The following is a 21,869-nucleotide window of genomic DNA, read 5'->3' on the forward strand; positions in this document are numbered from 1 at the left end:
ATGAAAAAAACAGTTGTTTTTTATTTTCTAATTTTTGCTACATTTTTAAATTGTAAACAAAAAACTAACCTAGAAAAAGAAGAAAATTTATCAATAAAAGAAAGCGCTTTAATATCAAAATTAGAGTTTGAGGCTAAAGATAATCTTCTTGATAAATGGTATCCTTTAGTTTTAGATTCAGTTGATGGTGGCTATTTTAGTGATGTAACTTATGATTTTAAAATTGGAGAACATCATACTAAAATGATTGTTACACAAGCTCGTCATATTTGGGTAAACTCTAAAGCTTCACTAATTTATAATGATACCCTTTATAGAGAATATGCAAAACACGGTTTTGAATTTTTAAAAAACAAAATGTGGGATACCAAAAATGGTGGATTTTATAATTTTGTAGAAAAAAATGGAACTCCTATTTTACGAAGAGGACAAGAAAAAACAGCATATGGAAATGCTTTTGCAATTTATGGTCTTGCAGCATATTATGCAGCATCACAAAACGAAGAAGCGCTAGAATATGCTAAAAAAACCTTTCATTGGTTAGAAGAACATAGCCATGATAATAATTTAAAAGGGTATTTTCAAACCATGAATATTGATGGAAGTCTTTTAAAAAGGCCAGAGAACGAACCATCTACTTCTGATATTGGTTACAAAGACCAAAACAGTTCTATACATTTATTAGAAGCTTTTTCTGAATTATATAAAGTTTGGCCAGATAAATTACTTAAAGAACGTTTAGAAGAATTATTACTTCTTATTAGAGATACAATTGTAACCGAAAAAGGGTATATGAATTTATTTTTCTTAGTTGATTGGACTCCAGTTTCTTTTAAAAACACATCAAAAGAAAACATACAAAAACATTATTATTTGAATCATGTGTCTTTTGGTCATGATATTGAAATTGCATATTTACTATTAGAAGCATCTCATGTATTAGGAAGAAAAATCGATACTATAACTTTACAAAAAGCAAAATTATTAGTAGACCATACTGTAAAAAATGGAATTGATAAAAAAGTTGGAGGTTTATATGATGGTGGTTATTATTATCAGAATGAAGATACAATTTCAATTATAAATGACAAAAAAAATTGGTGGGCGCAAACAGAAGCTTTAAATAGTTTGTTAATTATGAATCATTATTTTCCAAATGATGAAATGAACTACAAAGCAGAATTTGATAAACTTTGGGAATACACAAAAACTTATTTTATTGATGATGAATTTGGTGGTTGGTACGAATGGGGAATTGATAAAACACCAGAGTCTAAAACAGCTCTAAAAGGGCATGTTTGGAAAAGTACTTACCACAATTTTAGAGCTTTAATCAATTGTATAGACACCTTAAAAAAATTTAATTAGCTGGTTTCTCATAAAATGAATCTGCTAATTTTGCTTCACTTATTAAAGGCAAAGTAAATACTGTTGCTGGTTTTGCAGGCATTGTTGGGTTTCCAGCATCATCTTTCTTAAACCAAGTAATTTCTTGAGGTAAAATCAACCCATTTACATTTTCCCATTTGTTATATTTAATTAGTTTATATTTCTCACTTGGTTCTTTTGAATTAAAAGTAACAGTGTACGCCAACCATTCCATTTGGTAAGTTTTGGGATTGTAATAAATGATATAATTATCATCAGGAGAACTACCAACATTTGCCTCATAAGAGATTTTATAGCCAGGAAAATCAGTTCCTTCAAAAGAAATTGCCTTTACTTTTTCGTAGACAATTCCATTATCTGACAACACAAAAGGCATTGCATAAAAGTAGAAATACAGGTTATAATAAAAATTAGGATTTCCTTTAAAAGTTCCTTTTTCATCTTCACTTAACCAAACTTCTTTTCCATCAAAACCTAAAGAATATTTTGAATGATTCACAACTATTTTTCTTGACTGTAAATCTGATGTATGTACTTCTTCTCCTTTATTAAAAGATAAAACTTTTGCTTTTCTCCAAGCATTTATTCCTCCATGAGTTTGAAAAACTTTACCTAATTCCTCAGGAAACTTCTCTTTTTTAACTTTTTTAGTTTCTTTAATTTCTTCTTTTTTAGAAGATTCTTTTTTAGTTTCGTTTTTACAAGAAATTACAGTAATTGCAATTAATAATAAGATTAATTTTTTCATTATTTGGTTTAATTTGATTGTTATTTGATGACAAAGTCGGTTTTAATACTTAGTAATTACAAAATACAACGCATAACTTTTGTTTATATTTGAGTGATTGCGTTAGGGATTGAAGCATTTGTTTGAGCTCTTTTTTCTTTTTCTGAAAAAAAGCGAGTGCTGAAAGCCTGTTAAAACGCCCAAAAAAATAAAAATCTATTTTTAAATCTTAGATTGATAGGTATACAAATCAAAATATCTTCCTTTAGCTTCAATTAGTTCATCATGAGTTCCTCTTTCTGCAATTTTACCAGCTTCAATAACCAAAATTTGATCCGCTTTTTTAATGGTGCTTAATCTATGGGCAATTACAATAGTAGTTCTATCTTTTACTAATTCTGATAAACTTTTTTGAATTAATGATTCACTTTCGGTATCTAAACTAGAAGTTGCTTCGTCTAAAATGATGATTTTTGGATCTGCCAAAATTGCTCTTGCAATTGCCAAACGTTGTCTTTGTCCTCCAGAAAGTTTCACACCTCTTTCTCCAATTAATGTATCTAAACCTTTATCAAATCTGTCTGTAAATTCATTTACATACGCAGCATTTACTGCGTTTTGTAATTCCTCTTCTGTGGCATTTGGTCTTGGAAATAGTATGTTTGCTCTAATTGTGCCTTCAAACAAAAATTCATCTTGCAAAACAACGCCTAAATATTTACGATAGCTAGATAATTTTACTTTAGACATATCTTGATCATCAATGGTAATTTTTCCCGATTTCGGATTTAAAAACGTTGCTGATAAACCTGCAATTGTAGATTTCCCTGAACCAGAACTCCCAACTAAAGCTGTTACAGAGCCTGCAGGAACTTGAAAATTAATGTTATGTAAAACTGATTTTCCCTCTTCATATGCAAAAGAAACATCATCAAAAATAATTTCTCCATCAATTTTTTCTAACTCAATTGTCCTGTTTTTATTATCTTCTTCAGCAGTCATATTCATTAACTCTTCAGTTCTATCCAAACCAGCCAAAGCCTCTGTTAACTGACTTCCAATATTGCTCATTTGCACAATTGGAGCCACCATAAATGCTAGTAGAAATGTAAATTGAATAAAGTCTCCAAAAGTCAACGTTCCTTGCATCATATAATAACCACCAATTCCCATAACTCCTGTAGTTGCCAAACCAATTAAAAAAGTAGATGAGCTCGTCATTATAGCAGTTGCAGTCATGCTCTTTTTTACATTCTGATAAATATTTTCTACACCTTCTTCGAATATTTTACTTTCTTGATCTTCTGCATTAAAGGCTTTTATCACCCTAATTCCACCTAAAGTTTCTGTTAAACGTCCTTTAACTTCTGCATTAATTTTTCCTCTAGCTCTAAATATTGGTCTTATATATTTAAATGATTTTAAAGCAATTAATCCAAATATCGATAAAGGAACAAATGTAAAAAGCGTCATCCAAACATTCATTCTTAACAAAATTATTAAGGTTAAAATTGCTGTAAATGAACCTCCTATTAATTGCACTAAACCTGTACCAATTAAATTTCTTACACCTTCAACATCGCTCATAATTCTAGAAACTAAAGCTCCAGATTTTGTGCTGTCAAAAAAACTGATGGGTAGAGACAAGACTTTCTTTTGTACTTGTGCTCTTAATTCTGATATTAAATATTGTGCTTGAATGCTCAATACTTTTGTCAACAAAAATGATGTGATTGCTTGTACTAAAATTGCGCCAATTACAATTAAGATTAAAGTATATAGTTGATTAACATCGTTATTAGGCACAACTTCATCTAACAAAACTTTACTTTGTAATGGTAAAACAAAACCAGCTAAACTTCTTATTATTATTAAGATTAAGCCTACAAAAACAATACCTCTTCTTGGCCAAATAATGGTCTTGAAAGCTTGTTTTAAGGTTACTTTTGGTTTTGATTTAGTTGTTTTTGATTCTTTTAAATATTGCATATCTGTTTGTTGTCAATTTATATGCCATAGAAATAAATTGTGACAGATTAACAAACTTATAGATTTTAAAAAGACCTGTCAGGTTTTAAAAACCTGACAGGTCTAAAGAAAATAGCAATCTGAATTAACAATATATTTATTAATGAGTAGCTTCTCCTGCTCCACTTGGAATTCTAATATTTTCTACAATTTCTTGCACATCTTCTGGAGGTGCAGCTGTAAATCTAGAAACAATTAAAGAAAGTATAAAGTTTACAAACATAGCAACTGTACCAAAACCTTCTGGTGAAATTCCAAACCACCAATCTTCTTTTGTACCTCCTCCAAACCAATCGAATTTGAATTTCAGCATATAAAAAAGCATTAATAAAATTCCGACAACCATTCCTAAAATAGCGCCTTCTTTATTCATTCTTTTATCAAAAATACCCAATATTATTGCTGGAAAAAAAGAAGCTGCTGCCAAGCCAAAAGCTAAAGCAACTGTGGCTGCCACAAAATCTGGTGGATTAATTCCAAAATAACCTGCCACACAAACTGCAACAACTGCAGATAATCTTGCTGCAATTAATTCGCCTTTTTCTGTGATGTTTGGATTGATCATTTTCTTAATTAAATCGTGAGAAACTGATGCAGAGATCACCAATAATAAACCTGCTGCTGTAGATAAAGCTGCAGCTAAAGCACCTGCAGCAACTAATGCAATTACCCAATTTGGCAATCCTGCAATTTCAGGGTTTGCCAAAACCATAATATCTTTATCAACAATTAATTCGTTTTTATTAGCATCTGCAACATATTGAATTTTTCCATCTTTATTTTTATCATCAAACTGTATTAAACCTGTTTCTTCCCAATTGCCAAACCAATCTGGCATTTTTTCATATTCTTTATTACTTACAGTTTCAATTAAATTAGTTCTTGAAAACAATGAAATTGCTGGAGCTGTTGTATATAAAATTGCAATTAACAACAAAGCCCAACCAGCAGATTTCCGAGCATCAGCAACTTTTTTAACAGTAAAAAAACGCACAATCACATGTGGCAAACCTGCTGTACCAAACATTAAAGCTGCTGTAATTAAGAAAACATCTAATGTAGATTTACTTCCTGATGTATATGCTGCAAACCCTAATTCTTTGTGTAACCCATCTAACTTATCTAATAAATAAATTCCATTTTCATCTGCACCACCAAAACCTACTTGAGGAATTGGATTTCCTGTCATTTGGATAGATATAAAAATTGCTGGCACCATAAAAGCAAAAATCAACACACAATATTGTGCAACTTGTGTATAGGTAATTCCTTTCATACCTCCTAAAACTGCATAAAAAAGTACAATTAACATACCTATAATAACACCAGTATTGATATCTACTTGTAAAAAACGAGAAAAAACCAACCCAACTCCACGCATTTGGCCAGCTACATAGGTAAATGAAACTAAAAGTGCACAAAAAACGGCGACACTTCTTGCTACATTTGAGTAATATCGATCTCCAATAAAATCTGGAACTGTAAATTTTCCGAATTTTCTTAAATAAGGAGCCAATAATAAAGCTAACAAAACGTAGCCTCCTGTCCAACCCATTAAATACACAGAACCATCATAACCATCAAAGGAAATTAAACCTGCCATAGAAATAAAAGATGCTGCAGACATCCAATCTGCTGCAGTTGCCAAACCATTTGCTAAGGGTGAAACTCCACCTCCTGCAACATAAAATTCTTTTGTTGATCCAGCTCTGGTCCAAATTGCAATACCTATATAAATTGTAAAAGTAATTCCTACTAAAATCCACGTCCAAACTTGAATACTCATTTTTTATCTTTTATTGTTCGTTAAAACCAAATTTTTTATCCAATTTGTTCATCAATTTAATGTAAACAAAAATTAACACTACAAAAACGTAGATTGCACCTTGTTGTGCAAACCAAAAGCCTAGTTTAAAACCACCCAATCTAATCGTGTTTAGTTCATCAACCAATAATATTCCGAATACAAAAGACACCAAAAACCAAATAGTTAAAAGAATTGCTAAATATTTGAGGTTTTCTCTCCAGTATTTTTTTTTATTCAAAGAATCCATAATGTATAAATTTTAGTTTTTATGTTCTGCAAATTAAATTAAATAGTATATTTTTATATGTCTGAAAACATTTTGTTTATGCATTATTAAACAAAGGTTTATCACAAAATAATTTTTAAATATAGATTTTTTTTTTGATTCTTGAACCATTATTTCAATATTGGCACGTTATTATCCTTTTTTTTACGGTTGCCATTTTATATTCTTCTGTGGGTTTTGGAGGTGGTTCCAGTTATTTAGCCATTTTAGCTTTAACAGGAATCGTTTTTACACAAATTAGAGCAACTTCGTTACTTTGTAATATTGTTGTAGTTACTGGTAATGTATTTTTATTTTATCAGCAGAAAATAATCGATTTTAAAAAAATAACTCCTTTAGTATTATTGAGTATTCCTTTAGCTTTTTTAGGTGGATATTTAAAAATAAGTCAGCAATTTTTCTTTATTCTTTTAGGTTTTACACTTCTATTTGCAGCAATAACAATGTGGCTTTCTAAACGTATTATTTCTTCGGATGAAAAAAACAACAATGTAAAACCTTTCAAAAACGCAAGTTATGGAGGTATTATTGGTTTTATTTCTGGAATGGTTGGTATTGGAGGTGGTATTTTTTTAGCACCACTTTTACATCTTACAAATTGGGACACTCCTAAAAAAATTGCAGCAACTGCCAGTTTTTTTATTTTAGTAAATTCCATAGCTGGTTTTATTGGACAATATTCAAATCCTGATTTTATAATTGATTGGAATTTAACATCAATTTTATTAATTACCGTTTTTATTGGCGGACAAATTGGAAGCAGAATTAGTCATAAATTTTTAACTCCTATTCAGCTTAAAAAAGCAACTGCTATTTTAATTGCTTTTGTAAGTACTCGGATTTTATGGAATGTTCTTTTTTAAAATTGATATGCGTTTAAATTTACATTAAAAAAGATTGTTTTCTAAAAGATGAAAAAATATCTTTGAAGCCATTAACCAAAAAAAATAAATATGTTAGAAAATATTTTCACCCTATTAATGTTAGTTTTATTACAAGCTGTTCTTGGTTTTGATAACTTACTGTACATATCCTTAGAATCTAAAAAAGCACCAGAAATTAAACAAAAAAGAGTTCGTAAAGTGGGTATTTTAGTTGCCATTGTTTTAAGAATTATTTTATTGTTTTTATTAGTTTCTATAATCGATTATTTTAAAGAACCTTTTTCATTTTTAACTGGTGGCATTGATGATATTGTAAATTTCGCTTTTAATGGTCATAGTATTATTGTACTTTTAGGAGGTGGATTTATAATTTACACAGCCATAAAAGAAATCTGGCACATGATTGGAACTCCAGATTTAGAGCATTCTGAAATGGTTGAAGCAAGAAGTAAAAAAACTGCAAATGCAGCTATTGTAAGCATTGTTATTATGAACTTAGTTTTTTCTTTCGATTCCATTTTGGCAGCTATTGGCTTAACTAGTGAAATTGAAAATTCTACAACCGCTTTTATTATTATGGCAATTGCTATTGTTGTAAGTGGTTTATTAATGTTGTTTTTAGCTGATAGAGTATCTGCGTTTTTAGCAAAAAATAAAATGTACGAAGTTTTGGGTTTATTTATTCTTTTTATAGTGGGTATTATGTTAGTTACAGAAGGTGGCCATTTAGCACACATAAAAATATTTGGAAATGAAATTGTACCAATGAGCAAAACAACGTTCTACTTTGTAATTGTTATTTTAATTATTACAGATATTGTGCAAGGAAAATATCAGAAAAAATTATTAGCGAAAAAATAAAATATATTTTACTTAAAATTTCAAACCACTTTTATACAAAAGTGGTTTTTTTTATCACTAATTTATTTTTGTTTACTTATTTTAACATTTAATTAAACAAATTTTACTACAATCTATTATAACTTTGTTTTGAATTTAAAAACTAATCAAAATGAAAATTAAAAAATTTATTACATTATTATTGATGGTATCCTTAGTAACTGCCTATAGCTGTGTAAACTCTAAAGAAAAAAAGGAAGCAGAAGTAGAAACTAAAATAGAAATGGAAACTCAAGAAGAGGAAGAAATTGAAGAAGTTGGTACTATAGTAGAAGTTGCAGTTTCAAACGATAACTTTAAAACATTAGTAGCAGCAGTAAAAGCAGCTGATTTAGTTGCTACTTTAAGTAGCGAAGGCCCTTTTACCGTTTTTGCACCCGTAAACGCTGCATTTGAAAAATTACCAGAAGGAACTGTCGAAACATTATTGAAACCAGAAAATAAAGAAATGTTAACTGCTATTTTGACATATCATGTAGTTTCAGGAGAATTTAATGCAGAAGCTGTTATTGGAGCAATTAACGATAACAATGGAAAGTTCGAAATTAAAACTGTACAAGGTGAAATGTTAACAGCATCTTTAGTGGATGGAAAAGTAATTTTAACAGATGCTATAGGAAATACAGCTACTGTTGTTATGACAGATGTTGAAGCATCAAATGGAATTATACACGCTATTGATACTGTTGTAATGTCGAAATAAGAAATCTTAATCTTACAATAAACAAATCTTATTACTGTTTATTTAATTTAACATTTCATTAAACAATAAGTTATTTATCTTTGTAGCAGGAAAGTAAAAAGTTATAATATACTTCTCCAAAATTTTTTTCGTAGATAATACGAAATTAATATAAAGGAAGTTTTTTGGTTGATTGATTGGAAACCACTACTTAAACGTAGTGGTTTCTTATGTTTAAAAACTATCTTGAAACCTTTTAATAGTAATCTTTACGATTCTCCTATTCATTTCAGAGGCACTACTATAGTATTGCTGATATTCTTCTAATGAGAAATGGCCAAGAATACTACCTATAATCATATTTCTAAACTGAATATCTTTTTCTAAAATAGATTTAATTTTTAGTTTCTTTTTTTCTTCGGAAATATCAGAGAAATCTATTTTTCTTTTTTGCAAATAATTATTAAAAAATGCAATCAATAACTCATGTTGCATTTTAATAATCGGACGAATTGTTTTATTCTGAAACAATTCAAAATCTGACATATTTTCTTTGATAATTTCGTTGATTACAGGTCTTCCTTTAGTCATTGTCTAAAATGGCATCTAATTCTAATTGATAATCATACTGTAAATCTTCATGCAGTTTATCTATTGCATTTTTAGCCATTTTTATTTGTGTCTGAAAGATATTTTGCAAACGATTACTTCTTTTAAAATAAGGATTATAATTTTTTAGTTTTTTTGAAAAATGAAGCAAAATTTCTGCTTCTGTTTCTTTTTTCTTAGAAAAACGGATAAACTTTTTACAAGAAGTTAAAATTTTTCTGATTTTTTTTCTGACATAATACCCATTTTTAGTATCAATATCTTTAAACTCATGATCTATAAAAAGCTTTATATTTTCTATATATTGAGCTTCATTATGTGCTTCAAACAACAAATAAGTGAGTAATTCTTTATTTTCGACTTTAAATCTTGCCAATTGTAAGCACAATTCTTTTAACTCATTAGCAGTTTTGTGAGTTAATTCGTCTTTAAGTTGTTTAATTGTTGATGCTTTCACCTCTTTTTTATACAAAAAACCTCACAGGTTTTAGAAATCTGTGAGGTTTATTAAAATCTATATTATTTATTTTTCACTAGGTATTTTAACAACTTCGTTAACATCAGCTTCATAATTTACACCAGGAACTTTAAAACCAAATAAGTTGAAAAACTCATCACTATACCCTTGTAAATCTCCTATTTCAGCTAAGTTTTCTGTTGTTGCTTTTTCCCAAAGTTCTGCAACTTCTTCTTGCACATCATCATACATTTCCCAATCGTCAACTCTAATTCTTCCTTTTTCATCCAAAGCTAAATCGCCTCCAAACAAACGCTCACTATACAAACGTTGAATCTGCTCAATACAACCTTCGTGAATTTCCTTATCCTTCATCACTTTAAACAACAAAGAAATATACAAAGGAATTACAGGAATTGCAGAACTAGCTTGTGTTACCAGAGCTTTATTCACAGAAACATAGGCTTTTCCACCAATCGATTTTAAATCGTCAGTAATTTCAAAAGCAGTTGCTTCTAAATGATCTTTTGCAGCACCAATTGTTCCATTTCTATATACAGGTTTTGTAACTTCTGGGCCAATATAAGAATAGGCAACAGTGGTTGCTCCTTCAGCAAGTAAATTTTCTGCTTTTAAAGCATCAATCCACATTTTCCAATCTTCACCACCCATTACTGTAACTGTATTTTCAATATCATCTCCTTCTGCAGGATTTATAGATATTTCTGAGACAACTCCTGTGTGAAAATCGACTGTTTTATTGGTAAAAACTTCGCCAATTGGTTTTAAAACCGATTTATATCTTTTTCCAGTATTTGGATGTGTTCTTACAGGTGATGCTAAACTATATATTACCAAATCGATTTGCCCTAAATCTTCTTTGATTAAGTTAACAACCTCTTGTTTTATTTCGTTTGAAAAAGCATCTCCATTGATACTTTTTGCATATAAACCAGCTTTATGAGCATGTTTTTCAAAAGCTGCTGTATTATAATAACCTGGAGAACCTGGTCTACCTTCTGTTGGAGCTTTATCAAAAAAGACACCAATTGTTGCAGCATCAGATCCAAAAGCACTTGTAATTCTTGAAGCCAAACCAAAACCTGTTGATGCTCCTAAAACTAATACTTTTTTTGCTCCTTCAATTTTCCCTTTCGATTTTACATACTCTATTTGATTGAGTACATTTTGCTCACAACCTGTTGGGTGTGATGTTAAACAAATAAAGCCTCTTGTTCTTGGTTCTATAATCATTTTTAATAGTTTTTATTATTTCTAAAACTCAAAGCTTTAAAAACTTAGGAGTTCTTTAATATTTTATATTTAATTTGAAGCTAAAAACTCCAAAACATTCTTTTCAATTCTTTCCAACACATTTTCAGAAGAAGCTTTTACAAATTTTTCTCCAGTAATTTGTTCGTATAATTCTATATATCTGTTAGAAATTTCGATGATTTTATCATCATCCATTACTGGAATTTGCTGATTTTCTTTTCCTTGGAAACCGTTTTCAATTAACCATTGACGCACAAATTCTTTTGATAATTGCTTTTGATGTTCTCCTTTATCTTGTCTTTCTTGATAGCCATCAGCATAAAAATAACGAGAAGAATCTGGCGTATGAATTTCATCAATCAAAACAATTTTACCTTCTTTGGTTTTACCAAATTCGTATTTTGTATCCACCAAAATTAAACCTCTTTTTGCAGCGATTTCTGTACCTCTTTGAAATAATTTTCTGGTATAATCTTCTAAAACTAGATAATCTTGCTCACTTACAATACCTTTTGATAAAATTTCTTCTCTTGAAATATCTTCATCATGATCTCCATTATCTGCTTTGGTTGATGGTGTAATTATCGGATTTGGAAATTTATCATTTTCTTTTAAACCTTCAGGCATTTCAACACCACACAAAACTCGCTTTCCTAATTTGTATTCACGAGCTGCATGACCAGAAACATAACCACGAATTACCATTTCTACTTTAAAAGGTTCACATAAATGACCAACAGCCACATTTTCATCAGGGTTTGCCAATAACCAATTAGGAACAATATCAGCAGTATCATTCATCATTTTGGTAGCAATCTGATTCAAAATTTGCCCTTTAAACGGAATTTGGCGTGGTAAAATAACATCAAACGCAGATAATCTGTCTGTTGCAATCATTACCAAAAGGTCATCATTTATATTATAAACTTCTCTTACTTTTCCTTTATAAACAGATTTCTGATTCGGAAACTTGAAATTTGTTTCGTTAATTGTATTCATTTTACATCAAAATTAAAAACTGTTGCAAAAATAAGCGTTTTGTAATATAAAACAGACCCTTATACTTTTTTTTAGAATAAATTTATTTAATTATAAATTAACAATATCATAATTTAGAGTGGCTAATCTATATCATTTCAATGATATTTTTTACAATGTAATAACTTTTGATTAATGTAATCTCTCATTTTAATTAGTTTCTTGGACTCATTAATTTAAACCAATCTTAAAATGAAGAAAACAACTTTACTAACTAGCTTACTGCTAGTTGTTTCCATTACATTATTAACTGCTCAGAATGAGCTAAAACACGTATCAAGTTACCAAACAAACACAGAAGGTGTAGCAGAAACTGTAGCTTATGATGTTACTAACCAACGTGCTGTATTTACAAGTTCAGAAAACAATAATTTAACTTTCGTAGATATTAGTACACCTGCAACACCAACCTTCTTTACATCTGTAGATTTATCTACTTATGGTGGTGGCCCAAATTCAATTGCAATTCATAGTAATATTATTGCTGTAGCTGTTGAAGCAAACACTAAACAAAATCCTGGTAAAGTTGTCTTTTTTGATTTATCAGGTACTTATATTAACGAAGTTACTGTAGGTTCTTTACCAGACATGTTAACTTTTACACCTGATGGCTCTAAAATTTTAGTTGCTAACGAAGGTGAACCAAATGACGATTACTCAGTAGATCCTGAAGGTTCTATTTCTGTAATTGATGTAAGTAGTGGTGCTGCAAATGCTACTGTAACTTCCATCAACTTTAATAGTTATGATGATAAAAAAGAATCTTTAAAAAACAAAGGAATTCGAATTTTTGGTAATAACGGAACTGCAACTGTTTCTCAAGATTTAGAACCAGAATTTATTACTGTTATAGAAGATGGTACAAAGGCTTATGTAAACTGCCAAGAAGCAAATGCTTTAGTCGTTTTAGATTTAACAAATAATACTATTCTAGATATTTTACCTTTAGGTTACAAAAACCATATGTTAGGTACACCATCTGTAACTAGTTATACATTAAACGAATTAGTAGCAAATTGGCCAGCATTAGGAGCTCCTGCTTACGATGGTGGACAACCAGTTGTTAATTTAGGTGGTTTTTCTGGTTTGTATTTCGATGATGTAAACTCTACAGATACAGATTATATTTTTTATGCAATTCCAGATAGAGGGCCAAATGATAGTCCTGTTAGTATTGCAGATGTTACTCCTGCTCCAACAAAAAACTTAAGACCTTTTAAATTGCCTAATTATCAAGGTAGAATTGCAAAATTCACCTTAAATAAAGCAAACGGAACTGTAACTTTAGATGATCAAATAATGTTAACCAGAAAAGATGGTACAACTCCTATAACTGGTAAAGGTAACATACCTGGTTATGATGAAGTTCCTGTAACGTATACTGATGCAAATACTGCTTACACAAATGTAGACTACACAAATGGAACAGAAGAATATCACGCTTTACCTTTTGATGAATATGGAGGTGATTTTGAAGGTATTTTAATTGACAAAGATGGTAACTTTTGGATGTGTGATGAATATAGACCTGCCATTTACAAATTTGATAATACAGGGAAATTAATAGAACGTTTTGTTTCTGAAGGTGCTTCTTTATTAGGCACAACAAATATGCCTACAGGTACTTATGGAGCTGAAACTTTACCAGAGGTTTACAATAAAAGAAGAGCAAATAGAGGTTTTGAAGCAATTGCTTACGATAAAGACAACCATATTATTTATGCTTTTATTCAATCTCCTTTATATAATCCATCAAGTGGAACAAAAGACAATTCTGATGTAATTAGAATTTTAGGTGTTGATGCAAATAACGGAAATCCTGTAAGAGAATATGTATATTTATTAGAAAGAAATAAAGATGCTGGTTTTTCTTCTTCTAGAGTAGATAAAATCGGAGATGCTGTGTTTACAGAAAATGGTAAATTTTTAGTTATAGAAAGAGATTCTGAAGGACCAACGATAGCACATGGAAAAAAATATGTTTTTGAAATCGACATTAATTATGCTACCAATATTCTAAATACAACATTTACAGGTAAAGAATTAGAAGAATTAACTGCAGATGAAATAGCAGCTCAGTCCATAATTCCTGTTCACAAAAACAAAGTAGTTAATTTACCAACAGTTGGTTACCAAGGTTCTGACAAAGCAGAAGGAATTGCTTTATTACCAAATAACGAAATTGCTGTTTTAAATGACAACGATTTTGGTTTAGCTGGTGCAGGTGTTACAGATAATAGTGTTTTAGGAATTATTTCTTTTGCAAATGATTATGGTTTTGACGCCTCTAATAAAGATGATAAAATAAACATTAGAGAACACCCAACATTAGGGATGTTTATGCCAGATGCAATTAGCTCTTATAATGTTAATGGTTTAAATTATATAGTTACTGCAAACGAAGGAGACTCTAGAGATTATGATGGTTATTCTGAAGAAGAAAGAGTAAAAGATTTAACTTTAAATACAACTTATTATCCAGAAGCAGCAACTTTACAAGAAGATGAAAATCTTGGTCGATTAAAAACTACCACTGCAAATGGCGATTATAATAATGATGGTGAATACGAACAAATTTATTCTTATGGAGCAAGATCTTTTTCAATTTTTGATGAATATGGAAATTTAGTTTTCGATAGCGCTAATCAATTTGGGTTAAAAATTGCTGAAGAAGAAGCATCATTATTCAATCAAGATGAAGAAGAACTTGATGGTAGATCTGATGATAGAGGGAGTGAGCCAGAAGCTATTGCAATTGGAACTATTGAAGGGAGAACTTTTGCTTTTATTGGTTTAGAAAGACAAAGTTCAATTTTAATGTATGATATTACAGATCCAAAAGATGTAGAGTTTATTACTTATTATAAAGGAAATGTTACTTCTAAGGATGTTGCTCCAGAAATCATTAAATTTATTGCTGCTTCAGAAAGCCCAAATGGTAAAAACTTATTATTAGTTGGTTATGAAGTTAGTGGTTCTATGGGTATTTTAGAAATTGATGACGATGCTTTAAGTATTAGTGAAGAAGTTGCTGATAATAATTTTAAAATTTATCCAAATCCTGTTTTAAACAAAAATTTAAAGTTTAATAAAACAATATCTGGAGTTATTTACAATACAAACGGACAAGAAATAAAAAGATTCGAAAATAAAGAAGCTATAAATGTTTCTGAATTCAATGCTGGTATTTATATTATTAAAACAATTAACAACGGAGTTAAGCGTTTTATTAAATTATAAAAACTTAAGGTCCTTAAAAGTAAAAATCCCGATTATTAATCGGGATTTTTTTTGCTTTATGATGTATCTAATTTTATTTCTATTCTTTAGCCTTTTCTAATACTTTTATCTGCTTTAAATTATCTGCAATTGGGGTTGCTGTAATTACTTTTTCCCCAGGAATAAAGTAGAAAAAATAGGCGGAATTTTGCCCAACTTTTCTAACATCTAACCTTGTGTTATCTTTAAATACTAATGTATAATTAGGTATAATTTCTTTGGTATTGTATTTATGCTTCATTCCAATACCCATTCCTGTTCTCATGGATATAAATAACAGAAAAAAGATAAACATCATACCAGGTATTATTTTATTTTTCTTCCCTAATTCTTCATGTTTTTTATCCCACTTTTCTATATCATAAATTTTTTGATACCATTTTTTGACTCTTAAATAAGTGTATAATTTAAACATCCATCTAGTGAAATATAAATACATCAACCAAAACATCAAACCTAAAAAAAGCGATATTTTCCAGTTATTAATTAACAAACTTATGGGCGATATCAACGCATCTAAAATTGTAGTATAGTTTAAATAAGAAACTCCGAAAATTCCATAAAAAATAGCGTCGCTCACAATACCTAAAATAATTAGGTATAAATACCCAATATAAAAAACGTCTTGTAAGTTTAACTTTTTCTGTTTAATTTTCATTATTCAGTTTCTATACTTTTATATGCCGTAATTATTTTTCTTACCAATCTGTGTCTTACCACATCTTTATCATCTAAATAAACCTGTGCAATTCCATTAATATCTTTTAACGCTAACAAAGATTCCTTTAAACCAGAAACTTGTTTTCTTGGCAAATCTATTTGACCTGGATCTCCAGTAATAATAAATTTTGCATGCATGCCCATTCTTGTCAAAAACATTTTCATTTGATTATGAGTTGTATTTTGAGCTTCATCTAAAATAACAAAGGCATTATCTAAAGTTCTACCTCTCATAAATGCTAATGGTGCAATTTGTATGACGCCTTTTTCTAAATGAGACTCTAGCCTTTCATGAGGAATCATATCTCTTAAAGCATCATATAAAGGTTGCATATAAGGATCTAATTTTTCTTTTAAATCACCAGGTAAAAAACCTAAATTTTCGCCAGATTCTACAGCTGGTCTTGTTAAAATAATACGCCTAACTTCTTTTTCTTTTAATGCTTTTACAGCCAAAGCAACAGCTGTATATGTTTTACCAGTTCCTGCAGGACCAACAGCAAAAAGCATATCATTTTTAGCCATTTCTACAACCATTTTACGTTGGTTTTCTGTCTGTGGCTTAATCATCTTTCCATTAACACCATGCACTAAAATATCTTTTGCATTTTTTTTGGAAACAGTTTTTTCTTCATTTCCTGTAGATGTTAAAATACGCTCAATACTATTTTCATCTAATTTATTATAACGATCAAAATATTTTACCAAACGTTCAAAACGAATTTCAAATTCATCTAAAATATCTGATTCTCCATAAATTTTTAATTTAGATCCTCGAGCAACAATTTTTATTTTAGGAAAATATCTTTTTAATTGCTCTATTGTACTGTTTTGTGTGCCAAAGAAATCTTTTGGGTTTATTTCCGTTAACTCTATAATGCGTTCGTTCAAATTATTAAGTTTATTAAAATATTAGTTTGAATTATTAAAATAAAAATAGGTATAAAAATTTCTAAAATGATTAGATTTGCTTAAAATAATTAACAACTTTTACACAACTAATTAACAGCCATAAAATTAATGTCTTTTATCACTTTAACATCAGATTTCGGGACTAAAGACCATTTTGTTGGGGCTGTTAAAGGAGCTATTTATTCGGAATTAGCCGATGCTAAAATTGTAGATATTACGCACGAAATATCACCTTTTAACATTACAGAAACTGCTTATATTTTAAAAAATTCTTACAAAAGTTTTCCTAAAGGAACCATACATATTGTTGGTGTAGACTCAGAATTAAGCGCAGATAATAAGCACATTGCAATTTCTTTGGATGATCATTTTTTTGTATGTCCAGATAATGGATTAATCTCTATGATAGCTTCAGAAATTCAGCCTACAAAAATTGTGGAAATTAATATTCATGACAGAGTAGAAAGTAGTTTTCCTGTGTTAGATGTTTTTGTAAAAGTGGCTTGTTTTATTGCACGTGGTGGAAATTTAACAGTGATTGGCAAAGAAATTAAGGAATATAAAAAGCTTATTGAAATTCAGCCAAAAGTAAATCAAGAGCAAAACCAAATTATTGGTGGTGTTTTATATATTGATAATTATGGAAATGTAATTACCAACATCAGCAGAAAAATGTTTAATGATATTGGTAAAGGACGCACTTATAAAATAAATGCTTCACGTTATACTTTTACTAAAATATATAATAAATACAACGAAATTACAGATAATAACTCCACAGATACAATGCAATTCGATGGTAATAAATTAGCCATTTTTAATTCTGCAGGTTTTTTAGAAATTGCTGTGTATAGAAGTAACTTAAAAACAGTTGGTGGTGCATCAACTTTATTAGGTTTGGAATATAGAGATCCTGTAATTGTAGAATTTTTTATGGAATCGAAACCAGAATATTCCTCTTTAAATTAAACTATGTTTGTTAGAATCGTAAAAATGAGTTTTCACTCAAAACATATTGCAGCATTTCTAGAAATGTTTGAAGAGAAAAAGCAACTAATTCGTAATTCTGATGGAAATAAATTGTTAGAATTATATCAAGATAAAAATAACCCTGAAATATTTTTCACCTATTCTTATTGGGAACATGAAAGCGATTTAGAGAACTATAAAAACTCTGAATTGTTTTTAAAAACATGGAAACAAACCAAAACTTATTTTAATGACAAACCACAAGCTTGGAGTGTTGATAAAAAAGTAAGTTTGCAATAAATAAAAGCAGTAAGCAAAATTAAATACGATAAATGGATTACAATTTTACACCCTTTCCTGTTTTAGAAACAGAACGATTAACATTAAGAGCATTAAATTTAGATGATGCAAAAGCAATTTTTGGTTTAAGAACCAATAAAGAAGTGAATGAATATATTGATAGAAAAGTGCCTAGAAACCTTTCTGAAGCTAGAGCTTTTATTGATAGAATCTCAACATTAGCAGAAAATAATAAAGGGATTTTTTGGGTAATAGCCTCAAAAAGCACCAATGAATTAATGGGAACAATTGGTTTGCGTAATTTTGAAGATGAAGAAGATTATGCAGAAATTGGGTACGAAATAAATCCTGATTATCAAGAAAGAGGTTATATGAGCGAAGCTTTTATACCAGTTTTAGAATATGGATTTCAAAATTTAGAGTTAAAAACTATTGAAGCATTCACACACAAAAATAATACGGCTTCAATTGCGTTATTAGAAAAACTAAACTTTGTTTTTGATCCTGAAAGAGAAGATGAAGGTTTCGAAAATAATATTAGTTACCTGTTAAAGAATTAGGAGTTAGGAGTTAGGAGTTAGGTGAAATAAATTTTTTAGACTTTATACTTTTGATAAACCAATAGTAGTTTTAAAATAAACTTCAGAAACTAAATAATTTCATGGAAAAGTCTTCGACAAGCTCAGACTGACTTTCGTTAATTAAATTGGATTTTAGTTTCATTTATAATGAAGAGAAAATTTAATTTAATGATAAGATTAAGTTTATGACTAAAGAAGAAAAAGAAAAGTTTGAGAAGTGGAAAGTTAAATACCAAAAAAAGAAAGAAAAAGAAAAATTTAATTTTTTAAAACCGATTATTATTACAGCTCTAATAATTTCTATTATTGGAATATCTTTTTATTATTGGAATTCAGAAGAATATAAATTTATTTTTGATAAAACTAAAATTGTAAAAGCTGAAATAATTGAAACTAAAATGGTTCATATTGGAAAAGGCTATTATCATCAAATGTTGATATTTGAATATGAATATGATAATCAAAAGTTTAAAGGAGAAAAAACAATCGGAAAAAGAGTAGGATTAAAAAAAATAGGTGATATTTTACAATTAAAAATTTCAATAGAAAATCCTGAAAGAAACAAAGTTTTGAGATATTATTATAATTAAAAGTTCAAAAACTTTTAGAAATTTGATAACAATTAAACGCTTCAACAGTTAAACAATTACACATATATTGAAAGCAATCTTAAAAAAAGAATTCAACTCATTTTTTGCAAGTCCAATTGCGTATTTAGTTATTGGAGTTTTCTTGCTGATAAATGGTTTGTTTTTATTTATTTTTGATGACGATTTTAATATTTTAAACGCTGGTTTTGCTGATATTACTCCGTTTTTCTATTTAGCTCCTTGGGTTTTTCTCTTTTTGATTCCTGCAATTACCATGAAAAGTTTTGCTGATGAATTCAATACAGGAACCATAGAACTATTAAAAACAAAACCAATTTCTGATTGGCAAATTGTTTTGGGAAAATTCTGGGCTTCACTCCTATTGGTTTGTATTGCCATAATTCCGACTTTTATGTATGTCTATACAGTATATCAATTAGGAAATCCTGTTGGAAACATCGATTTTGGCAGCACAATTGGTTCGTATATTGGGTTACTATTTTTGGCAGCAACCTATACAGCTGTTGGTTTATTTACATCAACTTTATCAAAAAACCAGATTGTAGCTTTTATTTTAGGCGTTTTTATTACGTTTTTCCTTTTTTATGGTTTTGATGCGATTGCAACTTCTTTTGGAGATAGCAGCTTAACCATTCAGCAATTAGGTATTAACGAACATTTTAAAAGTATTTCTAGAGGTGTTATCGATACAAGAGATATTATCTACTTTTTAAGTGTTACTTTTTTCTTTTTATTCATTACTAAAACACGTTTAGAAAATGAATAAAAACATCAAAAATATCGGTTTATTATTGATTGGTTTATTTGTTTTAAACATTCTCAATCAATCTTTTTACAAACGTTTCGATTTAACTGCAGATAAAAGATACACACTTTCTAAAACCACAAAATCAATTTTATCAACCTTTAAAAAACCACTTTTTATAACGGTTTATCTGGAGGGCGATTTTCCATCAGAATTTAAAAGACTGCAAGTTGAAACGCAACAATATTTGGAGGAACTTGCTGCAGAAAATGGCAACATAAAAATTCATTTTGAAAACCCTGACAATCAACGTGAAGAATTGATTAAAAGAGGCATGATGCCAAGCCAATTAACAGTGGAAGAAAATGGTAAATTATCTGAAGTTATTATTTTTCCTTGGGCAGAGATTGTTTTTGAAGAAAAATCAACCATTGTTTCATTATTACCGAATGCAATTGTTGCAAGTCAAGAAGAACAGTTGCAAAAAGCGATTGAAAATTTAGAATATAGTTTTAGTAATGCCATAAATTCCATCACTCAAAAGAAACAAAAATCTGTTGCCATTATTACAGGAAATGGCGAATTACAAGATATTTATCTATATAGTTTTTTAAGCGAAGTTGCCAAAAAACACAAATTAGCAAAATTCACGTTAGATTCTGTGGCTACAAATCCGAGGCAAACTTTACAAGATATTACCAATTTCGATTTGGCAATTATTGCAAAACCCACTGAAAAATTTACATCCGAAGAAAAATTTACACTTGACCAATTTATAACAAATGGTGGTAAAACTTTGTGGATGTTAGACAATGTACAAGCAGATCAAGACAGTTTATTAAACTCTGGAAAAATGTTGGCATATCCAAGAGATTTAAACTTAACAGATTTGTTATTTTCTTACGGAATTAGAATCAACACCACTTTAATTAAAGATTTATATGCCGCAAAAATTGCATTGGCAACTGGCACAATTGGCAATCAAACTCAGTTTCAGAATTTAGATTGGTTTTACCATCCTTTAGTTTCTGGGAATCCAAATCATTCAATTACAAAAAATGTTGCTCCTGTAAGATTACAGTTTGCAAATCAAATTGATACACTTAAAAACAACATCAAAAAAACACCTTTATTAATCAGTTCTCCATTATCTCAAAAAGTAGGAACACCAACCATTATTGAGCTACAATCTATTGCTGAAGAACCCGAAGAAAAAGATTTTGTTGCAGGAAATCAATTATTTGCTGTCTTATTAGAAGGTGATTTTAATTCAGGATTTAAAAACCGTATAAAACCTTTTGAAACTCCCATTTTTAAAGAAAATGCAACCCATAATAAAATGATTGTAATTGCTGATGGTGATATTGGGAAAAATCAAATTTTAAAAGGAGAACCAACAGATTTAGCTAGTGATAAATGGACAAACGAACAATTTGGCAACAAAGATTTTCTTCTAAATGCTGTTGATTATTTATTAGATGATACTGGTTTGATGGAATTAAGAAATAAAACTTTAAAAATTAATATTTTAGACAAACAAAAAGCGTTTAGAGAACGTACTTTTTGGCAGTTTTTAAATGTGGTTTTTCCACTAATTTTACTGTTTGCTTTCGGATTTGTTTTTAATTATATCAGAAAAAAGAAATATAGTAAATAAGTTTTTAGTCGAT

The 21,869-nt window shown here is 29.3% G+C and carries 21 protein-coding genes; 11 read left to right on the forward strand and 10 right to left on the reverse strand.

Annotated elements, in window-relative coordinates; translation table 11 throughout:
- Nucleotides 1–1,368 (forward strand): AGE family epimerase/isomerase, encoded by a 1,368-nt coding sequence (locus tag LPB03_RS05820; RefSeq protein WP_065318832.1) that lies wholly within the window; start codon nucleotides 1–3, stop codon nucleotides 1,366–1,368.
- Here LPB03_RS05820 and LPB03_RS05825 read toward each other — a convergent pair.
- From LPB03_RS05825 to LPB03_RS05840, 4 genes are all read right to left on the reverse strand, one after another.
- A complete protein-coding gene (locus tag LPB03_RS05825) occupies nucleotides 1,361–2,137 on the reverse strand; it encodes a DUF6503 family protein (RefSeq protein ID WP_065318831.1) in 777 nt (258 codons plus the stop codon). The genes LPB03_RS05820 and LPB03_RS05825 overlap by 8 nt on opposite strands.
- Before the next feature lie 201 nt (nucleotides 2,138–2,338).
- Nucleotides 2,339–4,105, reverse strand: coding sequence for an ABC transporter ATP-binding protein (locus tag LPB03_RS05830; protein ID WP_065318830.1), 1,767 nt, complete (start codon nucleotides 4,103–4,105; stop codon nucleotides 2,339–2,341).
- Between the two features lie 139 nt (nucleotides 4,106–4,244).
- Nucleotides 4,245–5,930, reverse strand: coding sequence for a sodium:solute symporter family protein (locus LPB03_RS05835; protein WP_065318829.1), 1,686 nt, complete (start codon nucleotides 5,928–5,930; stop codon nucleotides 4,245–4,247).
- A gap of 10 nt (nucleotides 5,931–5,940) precedes the next feature.
- Nucleotides 5,941–6,198 (reverse strand): DUF4212 domain-containing protein, encoded by a 258-nt coding sequence (locus tag LPB03_RS05840; protein WP_065318828.1) that lies wholly within the window; start codon nucleotides 6,196–6,198, stop codon nucleotides 5,941–5,943.
- A gap of 134 nt (nucleotides 6,199–6,332) precedes the next feature.
- On the opposite strand from LPB03_RS05840, the gene LPB03_RS05845 reads away from it, so the two are divergent.
- From LPB03_RS05845 to LPB03_RS05855, 3 genes are all read left to right on the forward strand, one after another.
- A complete protein-coding gene (locus tag LPB03_RS05845) occupies nucleotides 6,333–7,100 on the forward strand; it encodes a sulfite exporter TauE/SafE family protein (protein ID WP_231953140.1) in 768 nt (255 codons plus the stop codon).
- A 90-nt stretch (nucleotides 7,101–7,190) separates the two neighbouring features.
- A complete protein-coding gene (locus LPB03_RS05850; RefSeq protein ID WP_065318826.1) occupies nucleotides 7,191–7,982 on the forward strand; it encodes a TerC family protein in 792 nt (263 codons plus the stop codon).
- A 151-nt stretch (nucleotides 7,983–8,133) separates the two neighbouring features.
- The gene (locus LPB03_RS05855; RefSeq protein ID WP_065318825.1) at nucleotides 8,134–8,724 is read left to right on the forward strand and encodes a fasciclin domain-containing protein; all 591 of its coding nucleotides are present in this window, start codon (nucleotides 8,134–8,136) and stop codon (nucleotides 8,722–8,724) included.
- A 213-nt stretch (nucleotides 8,725–8,937) separates the two neighbouring features.
- Here the strand turns inward: LPB03_RS05855 and LPB03_RS05860 are convergent, their stop codons facing one another.
- The 4 genes from LPB03_RS05860 to LPB03_RS05875 all read right to left on the reverse strand — a co-directional run bounded on the left by LPB03_RS05860 (nucleotide 8,938) and on the right by LPB03_RS05875 (nucleotide 12,043).
- Complete coding sequence (locus tag LPB03_RS05860) at nucleotides 8,938–9,294, reverse strand: glyoxalase (RefSeq protein WP_065318824.1); 357 nt, start codon at nucleotides 9,292–9,294, stop codon at nucleotides 8,938–8,940.
- On the reverse strand, nucleotides 9,287–9,769 hold the full coding sequence (locus LPB03_RS05865) for a hypothetical protein (protein ID WP_065318823.1): 483 nt from the start codon (nucleotides 9,767–9,769) through the stop codon (nucleotides 9,287–9,289). The genes LPB03_RS05860 and LPB03_RS05865 overlap by 8 nt, the downstream gene beginning before the upstream one ends.
- A gap of 66 nt (nucleotides 9,770–9,835) precedes the next feature.
- Nucleotides 9,836–11,023, reverse strand: coding sequence for an enoyl-ACP reductase FabV (gene fabV / locus LPB03_RS05870; protein WP_065318822.1), 1,188 nt, complete (start codon nucleotides 11,021–11,023; stop codon nucleotides 9,836–9,838).
- 69 nt (nucleotides 11,024–11,092) lie between these two features.
- On the reverse strand, nucleotides 11,093–12,043 hold the full coding sequence (locus tag LPB03_RS05875; protein WP_065318821.1) for a phosphoribosylaminoimidazolesuccinocarboxamide synthase: 951 nt from the start codon (nucleotides 12,041–12,043) through the stop codon (nucleotides 11,093–11,095).
- Between the two features lie 231 nt (nucleotides 12,044–12,274).
- Here LPB03_RS05875 and LPB03_RS05880 point away from each other — a divergent pair, with 231 nt between their 5' ends.
- On the forward strand, nucleotides 12,275–15,322 hold the full coding sequence (locus LPB03_RS05880) for a choice-of-anchor I domain-containing protein (RefSeq protein ID WP_065318820.1): 3,048 nt from the start codon (nucleotides 12,275–12,277) through the stop codon (nucleotides 15,320–15,322).
- Between the two features lie 79 nt (nucleotides 15,323–15,401).
- Here LPB03_RS05880 and LPB03_RS05885 read toward each other — a convergent pair whose 3' ends face one another.
- Together LPB03_RS05885 and LPB03_RS05890 are read right to left on the reverse strand one after the other, a co-directional pair.
- On the reverse strand, nucleotides 15,402–16,019 hold the full coding sequence (locus LPB03_RS05885) for a hypothetical protein (RefSeq protein ID WP_065318819.1): 618 nt from the start codon (nucleotides 16,017–16,019) through the stop codon (nucleotides 15,402–15,404).
- Nucleotides 16,019–16,972, reverse strand: coding sequence for a PhoH family protein (locus LPB03_RS05890; RefSeq protein WP_065318818.1), 954 nt, complete (start codon nucleotides 16,970–16,972; stop codon nucleotides 16,019–16,021). Before LPB03_RS05890 ends, LPB03_RS05885 begins: the two co-directional genes overlap by 1 nt.
- A gap of 129 nt (nucleotides 16,973–17,101) precedes the next feature.
- On the opposite strand from LPB03_RS05890, the gene LPB03_RS05895 reads away from it, so the two are divergent.
- From LPB03_RS05895 to gldG, 6 genes are all read left to right on the forward strand, one after another.
- Nucleotides 17,102–17,962: an SAM hydrolase/SAM-dependent halogenase family protein gene (locus tag LPB03_RS05895; protein WP_065318817.1), complete on the forward strand. Its 861-nt coding sequence runs from the start codon at nucleotides 17,102–17,104 to the stop codon at nucleotides 17,960–17,962.
- 3 nt (nucleotides 17,963–17,965) lie between these two features.
- Complete coding sequence (locus tag LPB03_RS05900) at nucleotides 17,966–18,262, forward strand: putative quinol monooxygenase (protein WP_065318816.1); 297 nt, start codon at nucleotides 17,966–17,968, stop codon at nucleotides 18,260–18,262.
- A gap of 32 nt (nucleotides 18,263–18,294) precedes the next feature.
- Nucleotides 18,295–18,822: a GNAT family N-acetyltransferase gene (locus LPB03_RS05905; protein WP_065318815.1), complete on the forward strand. Its 528-nt coding sequence runs from the start codon at nucleotides 18,295–18,297 to the stop codon at nucleotides 18,820–18,822.
- 206 nt (nucleotides 18,823–19,028) lie between these two features.
- On the forward strand, nucleotides 19,029–19,433 hold the full coding sequence (locus tag LPB03_RS05910; RefSeq protein ID WP_065318814.1) for a hypothetical protein: 405 nt from the start codon (nucleotides 19,029–19,031) through the stop codon (nucleotides 19,431–19,433).
- 67 nt (nucleotides 19,434–19,500) lie between these two features.
- Nucleotides 19,501–20,220, forward strand: coding sequence for a gliding motility-associated ABC transporter permease subunit GldF (gene gldF / locus LPB03_RS05915; RefSeq protein ID WP_065318813.1), 720 nt, complete (start codon nucleotides 19,501–19,503; stop codon nucleotides 20,218–20,220).
- The gene (gene gldG, locus LPB03_RS05920; RefSeq protein ID WP_065318812.1) at nucleotides 20,213–21,856 is read left to right on the forward strand and encodes a gliding motility-associated ABC transporter substrate-binding protein GldG; all 1,644 of its coding nucleotides are present in this window, start codon (nucleotides 20,213–20,215) and stop codon (nucleotides 21,854–21,856) included. The genes gldF and gldG overlap by 8 nt, the downstream gene beginning before the upstream one ends.
- Nucleotides 21,857–21,869: the final 13 nt, after the last annotated feature.

The organism is Polaribacter vadi, assembly GCF_001761365.1.
GTDB lineage: Bacteria > Bacteroidota > Bacteroidia > Flavobacteriales > Flavobacteriaceae > Polaribacter > Polaribacter vadi.

Coding starts and splice junctions, on each gene's coding strand:
- LPB03_RS05820 (WP_065318832.1), top strand. CDS start 1: ATGAAAAAAACAGTTGTTTTTTATTTTCTAATTTTTGCTACATTTTTA.
- LPB03_RS05825 (WP_065318831.1), bottom strand. CDS start 2,137: ATGAAAAAATTAATCTTATTATTAATTGCAATTACTGTAATTTCTTGT.
- LPB03_RS05830 (WP_065318830.1), bottom strand. CDS start 4,105: ATGCAATATTTAAAAGAATCAAAAACAACTAAATCAAAACCAAAAGTA.
- LPB03_RS05835 (WP_065318829.1), bottom strand. CDS start 5,930: ATGAGTATTCAAGTTTGGACGTGGATTTTAGTAGGAATTACTTTTACA.
- LPB03_RS05840 (WP_065318828.1), bottom strand. CDS start 6,198: ATGGATTCTTTGAATAAAAAAAAATACTGGAGAGAAAACCTCAAATAT.
- LPB03_RS05850 (WP_065318826.1), top strand. CDS start 7,191: ATGTTAGAAAATATTTTCACCCTATTAATGTTAGTTTTATTACAAGCT.
- LPB03_RS05855 (WP_065318825.1), top strand. CDS start 8,134: ATGAAAATTAAAAAATTTATTACATTATTATTGATGGTATCCTTAGTA.
- LPB03_RS05860 (WP_065318824.1), bottom strand. CDS start 9,294: ATGACTAAAGGAAGACCTGTAATCAACGAAATTATCAAAGAAAATATG.
- fabV (WP_065318822.1), bottom strand. CDS start 11,023: ATGATTATAGAACCAAGAACAAGAGGCTTTATTTGTTTAACATCACAC.
- LPB03_RS05875 (WP_065318821.1), bottom strand. CDS start 12,043: ATGAATACAATTAACGAAACAAATTTCAAGTTTCCGAATCAGAAATCT.
- LPB03_RS05880 (WP_065318820.1), top strand. CDS start 12,275: ATGAAGAAAACAACTTTACTAACTAGCTTACTGCTAGTTGTTTCCATT.
- LPB03_RS05885 (WP_065318819.1), bottom strand. CDS start 16,019: ATGAAAATTAAACAGAAAAAGTTAAACTTACAAGACGTTTTTTATATT.
- LPB03_RS05895 (WP_065318817.1), top strand. CDS start 17,102: ATGTCTTTTATCACTTTAACATCAGATTTCGGGACTAAAGACCATTTT.
- LPB03_RS05900 (WP_065318816.1), top strand. CDS start 17,966: ATGTTTGTTAGAATCGTAAAAATGAGTTTTCACTCAAAACATATTGCA.
- LPB03_RS05905 (WP_065318815.1), top strand. CDS start 18,295: ATGGATTACAATTTTACACCCTTTCCTGTTTTAGAAACAGAACGATTA.
- LPB03_RS05910 (WP_065318814.1), top strand. CDS start 19,029: ATGACTAAAGAAGAAAAAGAAAAGTTTGAGAAGTGGAAAGTTAAATAC.
- gldG (WP_065318812.1), top strand. CDS start 20,213: ATGAATAAAAACATCAAAAATATCGGTTTATTATTGATTGGTTTATTT.